Annotated in this window: 12 protein-coding genes; 7 read left to right on the plus strand and 5 right to left on the minus strand. The window is 63.9% G+C overall.

The features are described 5' to 3' along the window. Positions 1–297, plus strand: a 297-nt coding sequence (locus ACWIE7_RS17565; protein ID WP_454070108.1) for a DnaB-like helicase C-terminal domain-containing protein, incomplete at its 5' end; no start/stop codon positions are given. Positions 298–730: 433 nt separating this feature from the next. Next, a complete protein-coding gene (locus tag ACWIE7_RS17570; RefSeq protein WP_454070109.1) occupies positions 731–1,168 on the plus strand; it encodes a hypothetical protein in 438 nt (145 codons plus the stop codon). 257 nt (positions 1,169–1,425) lie between these two features. Here the strand turns inward: ACWIE7_RS17570 and ACWIE7_RS17575 are convergent, their stop codons facing one another. Continuing rightward, positions 1,426–3,567 carry a hypothetical protein gene (locus tag ACWIE7_RS17575; RefSeq protein WP_454070110.1) on the minus strand — a complete coding sequence of 714 codons (2,142 nt, stop codon included), beginning with the start codon at positions 3,565–3,567 and terminating at the stop codon, positions 1,426–1,428. 330 nt (positions 3,568–3,897) lie between these two features. On the opposite strand from ACWIE7_RS17575, the gene ACWIE7_RS17580 reads away from it, so the two are divergent. From ACWIE7_RS17580 to ACWIE7_RS17595, 4 genes are all read left to right on the plus strand, one after another. Then, entirely contained in the window at positions 3,898–4,737 is an 840-nt protein-coding gene (locus ACWIE7_RS17580; protein ID WP_454070111.1) for an ABC transporter ATP-binding protein, read from the plus strand. Positions 4,738–4,741: 4 nt separating this feature from the next. Beyond that, positions 4,742–5,929: an ABC transporter permease gene (locus ACWIE7_RS17585; RefSeq protein WP_454070112.1), complete on the plus strand. Its 1,188-nt coding sequence runs from the start codon at positions 4,742–4,744 to the stop codon at positions 5,927–5,929. A gap of 86 nt (positions 5,930–6,015) precedes the next feature. Further along, the gene (locus tag ACWIE7_RS17590; protein ID WP_454070113.1) at positions 6,016–6,579 is read left to right on the plus strand and encodes a hypothetical protein; all 564 of its coding nucleotides are present in this window, start codon (positions 6,016–6,018) and stop codon (positions 6,577–6,579) included. A 202-nt stretch (positions 6,580–6,781) separates the two neighbouring features. After that, complete coding sequence (locus tag ACWIE7_RS17595; protein ID WP_454070114.1) at positions 6,782–7,756, plus strand: IS481 family transposase; 975 nt, start codon at positions 6,782–6,784, stop codon at positions 7,754–7,756. A 30-nt stretch (positions 7,757–7,786) separates the two neighbouring features. Here ACWIE7_RS17595 and ACWIE7_RS17600 read toward each other — a convergent pair whose 3' ends face one another. From ACWIE7_RS17600 to ACWIE7_RS17615, 4 genes are all read right to left on the minus strand, one after another. Continuing rightward, positions 7,787–8,125, minus strand: a complete 339-nt coding sequence (locus ACWIE7_RS17600) for a hypothetical protein (RefSeq protein WP_454070115.1) — start codon at positions 8,123–8,125, stop codon at positions 7,787–7,789. A gap of 213 nt (positions 8,126–8,338) precedes the next feature. Next, positions 8,339–8,917: a hypothetical protein gene (locus ACWIE7_RS17605; protein WP_454070116.1), complete on the minus strand. Its 579-nt coding sequence runs from the start codon at positions 8,915–8,917 to the stop codon at positions 8,339–8,341. Between the two features lie 401 nt (positions 8,918–9,318). Beyond that, positions 9,319–10,236, minus strand: a complete 918-nt coding sequence (locus tag ACWIE7_RS17610) for a hypothetical protein (RefSeq protein WP_454070117.1) — start codon at positions 10,234–10,236, stop codon at positions 9,319–9,321. A gap of 1,092 nt (positions 10,237–11,328) precedes the next feature. Further along, on the minus strand, positions 11,329–11,928 hold the full coding sequence (locus ACWIE7_RS17615) for a hypothetical protein (RefSeq protein WP_454070118.1): 600 nt from the start codon (positions 11,926–11,928) through the stop codon (positions 11,329–11,331). A 77-nt stretch (positions 11,929–12,005) separates the two neighbouring features. Between ACWIE7_RS17615 and ACWIE7_RS17620 the strand changes: the two genes are divergently transcribed. Continuing rightward, positions 12,006–12,295 (plus strand): transposase (locus tag ACWIE7_RS17620; RefSeq protein WP_454070119.1); only part of this gene is annotated, 290 nt, incomplete at its 3' end.

Below are 12,295 nucleotides of genomic sequence, written 5' to 3' on the forward strand. Positions count from 1 at the left end.
CTGCTGGCCAAGGAGATCGACGTGCCCTTGATCGCCATCTCCCAGCTGAACCGTGGCCCCGAGCAGCGTACGGACAAGCGGCCCCAGGTCTCCGACCTCCGTGAGTCCGGCTCGCTGGAGCAGGACGCCGACATCGTCATGCTGCTGCACCGCCCGGACTCCACCGAGCGGGACGACCCGCGGGCCGGCGAAGCCGACCTGATTCTGGGTAAGCACCGTGGTGGTCCCACGTCCACGATCACGGTGGCGCACCAGCTGCACTACTCGCGGTTCGTGGACATGGCGCGGGGGTTGTAGCTTGCTGCCGGTTGCCAAGCGGTTTGGCCAAACCGGTGCCGATAGCGCGCCACGCGCTTATTCAGTTTCCCTACCAATTCGGAGCGTTAGCCTCGCCAAACTCACCCGTGCGCCGCACTGGCGTGCCACCGGCCCACCACGCCGCCATCTAACCCGTTGGCGGCGCGAATAGGGCCAAAACGCCACCCCACCAGCAGTGATGCTAGCGCCGATAGCTTATCTTATGACAAGCTGAAACGACTCTATCTGCGCTCCCCGCACATGATGCAGATGCGGGTAACAGTCCGGCCTTCCCTCGAAGTTCCTTTGACCTGCACATTGGTTACGTCGTCGCAGTGGCCCGCTCCAACACGTACACACCACCAACCCGGAACTGCCCCTACGCAGGCGACCAACCAGTCCAGAAGGCTCAGACTGTCTATCGTGACACCCTATGAAACAGAAACTGGGGCGGATAGCGGCCGGAACAATGACATCTGCGGGGGCGCTGATGCTGGTGAGCTGCGCAACCAACGCCGAGATACCCGCCACCTTCGCCGCCACTGTGACCGTTACCGGCGAAGCTGACGAAGTATCAGCCGACTCCGGCGTATGCACCGTTGGATCAACTCGCCTCGCTCCGAACGACGAAGTCGGCCTTTACGGAGAAAGTGCAGGCGCGTCTACCAAGTCGGCCCTGGAAGTTGAGTCCATCGATCAGAATTCAGACGGCACTGGCATATGCACGTACAGGGCACACTTCAATGACGTCCCCGAGAGCCAGAGAGGCTATCAACTGCTCGTGGACGGTGACTTCGTGAAGCGACCCTTCACAGTTAATGAACTCAAGCGCGGCGTCACGCACGTGGTGCAGAACTCCGCACCTCAATAAGGTCACTGGCACCGCCAGGTTTGCCGATAGGTCTGCGATCGTGGCCACATCCCGGCTGCTGACGTGATGCAGGCGTACACGGCAGCCAACTAGCGTCCTACCACATTACGACAGCTCTAAAGTCCCCTTGAGCAGGCGTTACGCTTGCGCCGATAATAATGATTCTGTAAAGCTGAGAATCTCTAGGCTGGGACTACGTCGTGCTCCTGGCTGCGCTTCTCGGTCACTACCCGGGCCTCCCCCTTTTTAGTTGACGGTCACACGCCCTCTTCTCGAAGGAGATCGGCGATGTCGATTCGTGTGACCGTGCCGTCCGGGTGCAGGCCGCGTATTTCTCGGCCTGGCACCCACACCGTGCCATCGGCGTCGGCCGTGACACGCAGATAGTTCGAGTTCACCGCCATCGCGCCGGCAGGTTCGAGTGACGGCAGTTCGAGCAATCCGAAGAGCCAATACCCGTCCTCGTCCGACAGGGTTGCCTCGCCGTCGCGGGTGGTCCACCCGACTGAGGAGGCGGTGGCACTGAAGTGGTGTGCAAGTATCCACATTTGATTGCCCACGAAACCCGCTTCGAGCCCTAGCCCCGGCGGGCGGTGGACGGTGTGGGGTGTCAGGTCGTCGGCGAACGTATGGATCGCGCTTTGGGTCACCACCCAGATCTGTCCGTCGACGATGCCGACGGCATCGACACGGCTGGTGAACTCCACATCGGGTCCCACAGTGACGTCTCCGGTGTCGGAGATCGTGACCAGGCGATAGATGTACTGGGCATCAGCGCCCCCGTATCTGTTCGGGCGCATCGGGACATCGGCTTTGCGCAGCGCGACGACGAAGCGGGGATCGCTGCTGCGGCGCTGGGCGATCACCGGGCGCGAGTCCCATTTCGGCAGATCTAGTGCGATCCGGCGTCCGTCGGGGTGGATCAGGGTGGAGCGCTGCCCGAGGATGAGCATTGCGTGGCCGTCGTAGGCGCAGGCTGACCATTCTCCCAGCGGTTCCGTATCGAGGACCGCCTCCGGGCGGTGTTGGTCGATTCGGTAGCGGTGCTCGCGTGTGAGGACCCAGCAGCCCTGCGTGTCGGGGTACACCGACAGGTGGTGCTGAGTAGTCGGGTGAGACGTGGCGACCGGAAGCGGAAGTACCGTCTGAACCGCAGGAGCCCGGAGATCCAGGTCGAGGCGTGCCACGACTGGAAGCTGTTCATCGGCCACCCACAGGGTGTGACCGCTCACCGCGGAACTGCCGGCCACGAGTCGGGGACGCGGCGCGGGCGGCTGGGCGGTGTCCAAGTCCAGGTGCACGACCACGTCGACCGGGTATTCACGGGAGCCATCAGGCAGAACCTTCGAGCGCTCGGGAAGACCGAAGACGTGGGGGCAGGCCTGGACATCGATCCAACGGGCCGAGTCGGCAACGTCCTCCCATCTCGTGCGCATCGCGGTCTGGACTCTGCGTTGACGCTGCAGCTTGACCTGGATCCGGCACACCCGCCCGCGGGTATGCATCAGATCCGTGCCAAACACTGCCTGGCCGAGCGCGTCAAGCCACAGAAAACCGCGCACCGACACTGTTCCCACCACCGGCCGTTCAGCGGCCCACGCTGCGCACCATCCGTCGCCCTGCAAATGCGTAGACCAGCGCCGGGTCCGCGTGGAGTCGACTTCCGGGTTGCCATCCTTGACGGGGGTCGCCTCGGCCAGGATCGTCACCACCGCCGACTCAACCTCCGGCCTACCCTCGTTGTCGGTGCTGAACAGCAACGGCCAGTGCACGGTGTCCCCCACTCGAGGAGGGGTCACCGAGCCGTCCTCGATCAGCCACTGCTCAATCTGGACCGGGTACACCCGGCGGCCGGCGCACGGCTCGGCCGAGACCACCGTGCTGAGCTCGTCGACGGTCCACGTGCCCTCTTCCCGGTCGATGAACTCCACCGGGGGCGCCTCGGTGGAGGGCCCATCCCACCCGAACATTGCCGGGTCGATCGACTCGGGAAACTCGATGGCGGTGAACTGCGCAGACCAGTCGCCGTCCACTGCGGCCACGGCCACCACCACCCCGGTGGCCTGGTCGACGGTCAACTGGGCCGCCACGCCGTCCACCGTGCCCGGGATGACCCATACCGGCCGCCCCAGATGTGTGCTCCTCTGCACCGGACCCGAGGGGAAACCCTGCTCAATGCCCTGCTCGACCCCGTCAGAGGCGGCCACCACCTCATACCCGGGGCCGACGATGCGAGCGAACCGCGACTCGGTTGTCACCGGCCGCTCAGGGTCCTCGGCGAAGTACCAGGCCCTGGCACCGGTGGAGATGAAGTGAGGTGTCCCGCCGACCCTGTCCAGCCTCAACTGGCCCTGCGCGCGATGAAGATCCAAGCCCTGCGGGTGCAGAAACACCAACATGAGCGGAGACCCTGCCGCATACCCAACGCTGAACCTTGAGTGGCGGTGCGCGGTAACTCGCCCTCGAATCGGCAGCCGGCGCCCACTGGCCATCGCCGCCCTCACTTCAGCCCACTCGGCCACCGGAACCTCCCCCATCTGCCACCCACTGTGGCAGACACCCGCACCGCATCAGTGATTGCGACCGAAATCGTCCGCTGTCAGAATTCCGCGACCACCGCCATTTAAAGCGGGCGCAGGTGGCACCGCCGGGCAATCCGTTCTCGCTGCAGGTTGACACGCCTATACGGGGGTCAACATTGCGTGGTGTGGAGCAACTATGGTCGCCAGATGGGACTCACCGCTCGCGGTCTGACGCGCACGTTCGGAGGTCACACCGCCGTCTTAGAGGCTGACCTCACCTTGAATACAGGCACCATCACCGGACTCGTCGGACCCAACGGGGCGGGAAAGACCACGTTGCTGCTGATGCTCGCTGGCCTGCTGGCCCCGGATTCCGGTTCGCTGGAACTCGACGGTCGCGCAGCGGACTCGGCCCGCCTGCGGTCGTCGATCGGGTGGATGCCGGATATTTTCGGCACCTGGGACAGCCTGACGGCCACCGAGATCCTGTCCACGTTCGGGCGCCTACACGGCCAATCACAAACGGCCGCTCACGCGCGGGCCGCCGAACTCCTCGAGCTGGTCCACCTCACCGAGTTCGCCGACCAACCAGCACACGTGTTGTCCCGGGGCCAGAAGCAGCGGCTGGGATTCGCGCGAGCGCTGGTCAACCGGCCCCGTGTCCTCCTGCTCGATGAACCCGCCTCCGGAATGGACCCACGCTCACGCCGCGAACTACGGGATCAACTTCGAGCGCTCGCCGATACAGGCTGCGCGGTCCTGATCTCCTCACACATCCTCCCCGAGCTCTCGGAGATGGCCGACCAAATTGTGATCATGACCGACGGCCGCACCAGACCAGCCGACCGAGGCACCGGCCACCTGTGGCGTATCCGCAAATCCGGGCACCCGGCAGCTTCTGCCACCACGATGGAATTCGCCAACGACGAGGCGGCCGCACAGCACCTGAGCAAGCTCATCGCCGCCGGCGGGAGTATCGCGGAATTCTCTCGCGTGGACACCGAACTCGAAGACACCTATCTCGCGCTAGACGCGGACAGGACCTAAAACCATGACCACCACCGTGCACGCCCCCGCCCACGACCACTCGCCCTCACTCGGCCACCGGATCCGCCGATGGTGGACGCCCGTGGGAGTCATCGTCGGACTCGAGCTTCGCCAACGACTGCGTACCACCCGGTGGAAAATCACCCTGGCCGTGGCCTTCGTGGTGCTCGCCCTGGCCGTGTTCGGGTCAATGTACTTTTCCATGGGTCCCGGCCGGTCCACGTATGCCAACTGGGCGCAGAACCTCTACGCCATCGTGATGGCGGCCGAGCTTTTCTTCGGCGTCATCCTGGCGCCCACACTGTCGGCGACCGCCATCAACGGCGACCGCAAAGACGCCACCCTCGCGGTCGTGCAAGCAACCCCGATCAGCAACTGGCAACTGGCGATCGGCAAACTTGCCGGGAACTGGGTGTCCTGCCTGGCCCTGGTCGCCATCGCCTCCCCTTTCCTGATCTGGGGGATCATCGCCGCGCCCTACGGCATCGGAATCGGACTGCTCGGCGTTCTGGTCCTGTGCCTGCTGTTCGCCTGCTACGGCGGTATTGGCCTGGGCTTTTCCGCCCTCACCGCCCGGCCAGCCGGTTCCGCAGTCCTCACTCAGGCCACGGTGTTCTTCCTCATCCTCGGCCTGCCCGCCCTGTTCGGACTGGGTTACCTCACCACGGCGCAAAAGCACCAGGTGATCCGCGGAAACTACACCTACCCATCAGATTCCCCGGGCGCCGAGGAGCCGCCGACCCAGGAACCGGTGTGTACAGAGGTCGAGCAAACCGAGACCTTCCACCACACCGAACGCATCTGGTGGCTACTCGCCCCGAACCCGTTCCTCATCCTCCCGGACGTGCTCGCCGCACACGACAACCCGAGAATCCAGCAGTGGACCGGGCCCGAACCACCCGGGCCCACCGTGATCGCCCCCATCGCAGAAATGCTGTCATCAGCCCGCGTCGGCCCTTACGTCTCAGCGCCGAGATGCACAGATCAGCACGGTTGGTACATGAGCGGGGACGACTCCGGACGCAAGCCGTTTTACATGGCCAAGGCTGAGCATGAAAAAGCGCGGATCGGCGACAGCTGGTACCTGGGACTACTGGTCAACATTGCACTCGGCGGGATCGGCGTGGTCATCGCCGCCCGCCGACTACGCGTACCTGCGGGCACCCTCCCCAAAGGTGTGCGCATCGCCTGACCACGCTGCTGCCCGCGAGATAGCACGCCCGACCTACGCCGAACCCGTCTCCCGACGAAGAGACCATCGACCCAGGAGGCACCAACATGCGGTGGTGGGCAATTCTCGCGATCCTGGCCGCCACACCCATCATTCCGGTGGTCATGCCAGGCACCGCGCACGCCTGCTCGTGCGCCTACGCCCCCGATGACCCCCGGATACTCAAACACGTCGCCCATGCGGAAGGGGTGTTCACCGGCACCGCGACCACACAGCGCACCGACGGCGACACCGCCTACTACGAATTCGACGTCCGGGAAGTCTTCGCCGGCGAGATCGGCGACAGCACCGTCGTGGCCACCAGCACCCAAAGCCCCGCCTGCGGCACCGGGTACACGATCGGCACCGAGTACCTGGTGTTCGCGAGCACCTCCCGCTCCCACGGGGCGCCGTGGTCAGACAACTCCTGCTCCGCCACCACTGCCTCCACCGATACCCGCACCCGCGACGCCGCGATCGAGGTCTACGGACCCCCACAAGCGCCCAACGCCGAGCAAGACCCCTTCGACCTAGATGACATCGGCTTCCCGTGGGCATTGTGGGCCACCGGGCTCGCCAGCACCGGACTCATCGTCGTGCTCGTGGCCGGCTGGGTCCATCGGCGGCGATGACGCGGTAGTCGCCACAGCCGGTAACCAGGTCTTATGTCAAGCACTGACCTGTTCCCCTGCGCTCCCACCCTGGTGACGTGGCCCGCTAGATGTACTGACCACGGACGTTGTGTCTGTGGTCGGCATGGCGGGCTGACATGAGGAAGACCTCCGTGTGAGGTGTGAAAGCGACCAAGCAACCACACTCACAACGGAGGTCTTCATGTCCCACGCTAACGCCCCGCTGACCCCGACGGGAAGACTGCGTCTGGCCAAGTGCGTGGTCGAGGACGAATGGACCAAACGACGTGCTGCGGAGCGGTTCGGCGTCTCGTTGACCACGGTGCGCAAATGGGTGGGCCGGTATCTCGAGCACGGCAAAGACGGCATGACAGACCGCTCGAGCCGGCCCCGTCGCAGCCCGTCCCAGACGCCACGACGGCGGGAGCGGCGAGTGCTGGGCCTGCGGGTCTCCCGACGGTGGGGTCCGCACCGGATCGCCTACCACCTGGGCATGCAGCACTCCACGGTGCACAAGATCCTGTCCCGCTACGGATGCGTACGCTTGTCGTTTACCGACCCGGCCACGGGTGCACCGATCCGGTCCAGCAAACGCAAGGCCCGACGCTACGAACACGCAGCTCCGGGCGATCTGGTGCACGTGGACATCAAGAAGCTCGGCCGCATCCCCGACGGTGGCGGCCACAAGGTCCACGGCCGCGCGAAAGGTAACCGCAACAAGGCCCGCGGGATGGGCTACTGGTACATCCACAATGCGGTCGATGACCACTCCCGGCTGGCCTACAGCGAACTGCTGGACGACGAGCGCAAGGAGACCGCGGCCGCGTTCTGGGAGCGTGCTCGTGCCTTCTTCGCTGACGCCGGGATCACCGTGCGCAGGGTGCTGACCGACAACGGCTCCTGCTACCGCTCCCACGCCTTCGCCGACGCTCTCGGGCCGCACATCGCGCACAAGCGCACCCGCCCCTACCGGCCGCAGACCAACGGCAAAGTCGAGCGCTACAACCGCACGATGCTCGAGGAATGGGCCTACGCCGCCGCCTACGATCGCGAGGCCGACCGCGCGGCACAGTTGCCCGCGTTCCTACACCACTACAATTTCCACCGCGGCCACACCGCACTACGAGGCGCCTCACCCGCAGACCGCGTACACAACCTGCGTGGACAGAACAGCTAGATAGTCGGACGCGCAGCGGGTGCGCACCACCTACGTGAGGTAGACGTCGGCGACTGCGACGATCAGCGCTGCCACCACGCCCACAGCGATGCCGGAGATCGCGGCTGCCACGGCAGAGCGCTCCCGCACGAAATACCCGGCTCCGGCCCCCACTGCACCGATAGCGGCCATGCCAGCGAAGAACGAGAACAGCGTCATGAACAGGACCATGCTGATTATCGCGCCGGGTACAGCCCCAAATCCGCCCTCGGTGCCTGCCAGGACCAACGGAAACTGCCAGACAAGGGCCGTCAGCCCGGCCGCCGCAGGAGCCGACAGCACCGCCCATCCTGCCCCAACCAACACGCCTCGAACTGTCTGATCCCTCATGGCCAGACGGTAGAACACCGGCCACCACCAGCGCCCTGGAACCGCTCTGCTCGAGATTCCCGATGCGTGGCCCGGCCATGCGAAGACAGGTCGATACCGCACCCGGTGGTGACCGCTCCTACTGGAGCACGGGCGGACGCGCATCCCCTGTGACTGTGACAGCTGCAGGCGTCAAATCCTTCTGCTGCCCCGCCGCCGCAGCGCCCCCGGAGGTCACCATGTGTAGGAGTACTTCCACCATGAGCCGCCGAGGTGCTCGAGCGTGTCGGACTCTCGGCCTTCACCAGGTGTGGCCGGGGCACCGTTGCCGTCGCGGTAGATCCATCCGGAGCCCTGGAAGAAGGACGTGTCGGCGTCGGACACTCTCACCTCGCCCGGAGTGCGAGCGTCCACTGAACGGATCTCGACTGCACCAACTTGCCGCGGCGGGTCGTAGGACTGGAAACCGCGCTCCGGTGGATCAGCACGGATTTGCGCCACGAGCGCGTCCATCTCGTCCCGCGATTCAGTGAACCCGGGGACAGGGAAGAACACGAGCACCGAGAGGCAGGCCAGGACAGCAACGACTGGGGTGGCGATCCACCATGTCCAGCGTGCCCGGCGGGCCAGAGCCATCACCACAAGCGACAACCAGAACAGACCCAGCACACCCAACACCGGCACCGCGACAATGGAATAGATGAACACGTCGCCCTGCTCGATGTTCCGCCGCAGGAGAAAAGGATGGTCAGCAACCAGCATCAGAGCCGGAAGAAACACCAGCACAACGACAACCGACAACGCGATCGCCACCCGCCGACTCGACCACCACGCGGTATCGACCGCGAGAAACCGACGTCGCCGCCGAGAATTAGACCACTGCGCGTAATCGACACTCACATCACTCACGGTACGGCTGCACAGCGACGACACAGTCGATCCCACGATGGCGACCACGGTCGTGGAGCGCCCAGCCCAAGGCCCCGGGTCCCATGCCGCGCTAATAACCAGATGGCTCCGAATCGACGACGGCGACGCCCACAGGGGCGACGTCCGGTACTCAGGTCTTATGTAAAGCAATAGCGTTACCCGATTTTCGAGTTTGCCGGATCAGCCCGCGTCAGGCGCTGTTTACGCACGTAACCATGACCATCACTAGCGACGACAGACGCGGATCGCCGCGAATTACTCTCAAAGAGTCGATGGCCGTAACCTCAAGTTTTTGCCGTGCCGACGTGCGTGATTTCACCGAGCGCAGCGGCGACTAGCTCAGCAAAGCCGAAATACAGGTGGCTCAGCGAAGTCATGGTGCACGTGCAGCAGTACTTGTAGAAACTCGCATGGAAGGGGTCACCGTTCATTAGCTCGGCGAGCTCTCCTCGTTTGTCACCCCAGTGGAGGGTGTCACCGTAGTTATACCGCTGAATCAAATCCTCCGGGACGATCCCTTTGAGCGGTCTCGGGCTGTCCGGCTTCAAATTCGGAACCGACTTTTCGGCTATGAGTGTTGCTGCTGCATTCAGTTTCAGCGCGTTTCGCGCCGCCTTCCAGTCTTTGATGATCCGGCGGTGCGCCATCCGCTCTTCGTGAGTAATCGACGCCTCGTTCAGTGCCTTGTTCAGCAACTTCCAGGTCTTGATAAAGCTCGCCGGCTCGCCGTCGTTGTGCACCTGTCTAAAAGTCGCGGAGAACCCACTAAACTCCTCGTGGGTAGGCAGGGTGACCTTTAGAGAATCCGTTTCCTCTCCCTTAGTGTGATACATGTTAAACGAGTGATCGTCGTTGATGAGGCGATACCCGGCGAGTGCCTGGCAAGTTGCCAAGTACCTCCGAAGTCGCTCCCCCTCATCAACTGTGAGTACGGCATGAAGGGGTGAGAATTTGTTGGGGTCGTCAAGCTCGAACAGGTAGGTAAGCTGCTGCCAGTGGTAATCGAAACCCTTCTGACTCGACCCGAACGATTGGAGGGGCGGCTCGAACCGAAGCTCTACAGGACGAATCCAGTCTGCCAACGGAATGGCCTTAACCGTGACGATGCCTTTCGTCTTGTCTTGAATCGTCCCAGAAATCCGGTGCACAAAAGTCGCAGGCCCTTTAGTCAACTCGATGTACCTTGGCTCGGTTGCCGGCACGAACAAGCCCGGTTCACGACTGCTCGGAGCACTCCTGCCCGTCTGTCGCCTTCTACCCTTTGACACCGGTCCCCCTTAACTGATGGGCGCAGTCTAAGCGCCCGCTCCGACATCCCTCTTGGGCAGTGCGCCTAGGCTGGTCGCAGACACTCCAACGTCTCTGACCATTGGTGGTGCGTCCCGAGCCCATCCCCGCGTCCGGAAGCGCTTCGTGCGCGCATAGAGCGCCCCTCCCTGGCAGGATGTCGCACAAACCTACAGTTTTTTTGTGCGACAGCGAAGCGTGGGCAGAGCAGTGCCACGGTCCTTGGACTTCTGGGGTCATCCGCTGTCTCACTAACTCATCTCGGCGCAGCAGTTGAGCCTCCGAACCAGAATCAGGATGACCGACGCGTTAGCCCCCACCCCGCGTAGTGAACCAGGGCGCCGATAATTGCTCCCAGCGCACCACTACCGAGGACAGCCAAGGCAATGAATCCGAAAGGTGAGGGTGAGTCAGCACGAACGGTCGTGGAATCGAGCGGATGGTAGCTGGCTGTGTAGATCTCGAACGGCTGAGTGGCGAACCACCACAACGCCACGGCGCCGACGATCCCGCACAAGAGACCAAGGCTGAGGAACACCAGCACGGTCGTGAGCGCAGACGTAGGTCGTGGGTTCAAGATCTCTCTCTCTGACGTTCGCTTAGGTCCGAGCATCGAATCGAGCATTCGGTTCAATCGCGCGGCTTTTGGCAACTTAGCAGGAAGTCAATCTGGACTGCACACGTCCCGCCCCCAGATCCCCGGTCCCAAGAGTCGCGGTGACCGTCCCAGTTCTTGGTTGTGGGACGGTCCCGGTCGGACCCGGGCTGCACTCCTCGGCACTTGAGAAATGTGTGGATCTGATCGCTAAGTGGCGGCGTCTTGAGCTCGGTTGGTGGCGGGGATACTGTCGGTTGCCAAACAGTTTGTCAGTTTGCCAAATCCGTGTCAGTAGCGTGCCACTAACTTGTCAGAAGGCCAGCTATTAAATCTGTGCCTCCGGCAGCTCGAGCTCTATAAGCGACGTAGTAGAACGCATTGCAGCCCAATCCGATGCCCCTCGGCGGAGCTACCGGCTGCGCCGTGTGCCTGAGATTGGCGCGTATGAGCCGGGGGCGATTTGATCGATGCCTGTGCCGGACCATGCGTTGAGGCGCACCCAGTTCACTTGGCCTTGTGTCCGGGGTTGGAGGTCGACGGGCTGGGCGTCTTCGTCGGCCTTCTGGACGGTGAGATGTCCGTTGGCGGTCCATGTGGTGCCGTCTGGGGTGGTGGCGACGTCGGGGCGTCTGCTGGCGGCTCGAGCGCGGGTGATGGTGGCGTCGTCGGTGACCGGGATCAGTTCGTCGTCGATCAGCTCGCGCACTGGGGGCCTGGCGGTTTCGCCGTCCCTCTCCCCGTCACCTTCGGCGATCAGTGGATGGCGCATGACGAATAGGCGGCCGTCCAGCGCGACGGTGTAGTCCGCGCCATCAGTGGGGGCTCGGCGCAGTGTCAATTCTGTCGGGCTGGCTAGATTGCAGCGCACGATCTCGTCACCGGCGGTAATCCAGCAACCGCCCGCGTCGCCGTGGACTCGGCGAGACCACATCTTGGTTGGCGCATTGACCATCAGCGGCAAGAGGTATTCGGTGACTCGATGGGGCGATGGCCGGGTGTCGATATGCACGAGAGTGGGGGCTGGTGCACGAGTAGGTGACATCTGATCTGGCTTGCCCTGCCGGGGCGGCCTGGAAGGATGTTGTTGTGCCCAAGCCCTACCCCCAGGAGTTCCGCGACGACGTCGTACGCGTCGCCCAGAACCGCGAAGACGGTGTGACGCTCGAGCAGATCGCCGCCGACTTCGGTATCCACCCCATGACGTTGCAGAAGTGGATCCGCAAGGCCGACGTCGAAGCCGGGATCAAGCCCGGCACGACCGCCGCGGCATCCCAGGAGCTCCGGGAGGCCAAACGCCGCGTGCGACTGCTGGAGCAGGAGAACGAGGTCCTGCGCCGCGCTGCTGCCTACCTGTCCCAGGCGAATCTGCCGGGAAA

The organism is Dietzia sp. NPDC055343, from assembly GCF_053645265.1.

Coding starts and splice junctions, on each gene's coding strand:
- ACWIE7_RS17580 (WP_454070111.1), top strand. CDS start 3,898: ATGGGACTCACCGCTCGCGGTCTGACGCGCACGTTCGGAGGTCACACC.
- ACWIE7_RS17590 (WP_454070113.1), top strand. CDS start 6,016: ATGCGGTGGTGGGCAATTCTCGCGATCCTGGCCGCCACACCCATCATT.
- ACWIE7_RS17570 (WP_454070109.1), top strand. CDS start 731: ATGAAACAGAAACTGGGGCGGATAGCGGCCGGAACAATGACATCTGCG.
- ACWIE7_RS17600 (WP_454070115.1), bottom strand. CDS start 8,125: ATGAGGGATCAGACAGTTCGAGGCGTGTTGGTTGGGGCAGGATGGGCG.
- ACWIE7_RS17595 (WP_454070114.1), top strand. CDS start 6,782: ATGTCCCACGCTAACGCCCCGCTGACCCCGACGGGAAGACTGCGTCTG.
- ACWIE7_RS17575 (WP_454070110.1), bottom strand. CDS start 3,567: ATGTTGGTGTTTCTGCACCCGCAGGGCTTGGATCTTCATCGCGCGCAG.
- ACWIE7_RS17585 (WP_454070112.1), top strand. CDS start 4,742: ATGACCACCACCGTGCACGCCCCCGCCCACGACCACTCGCCCTCACTC.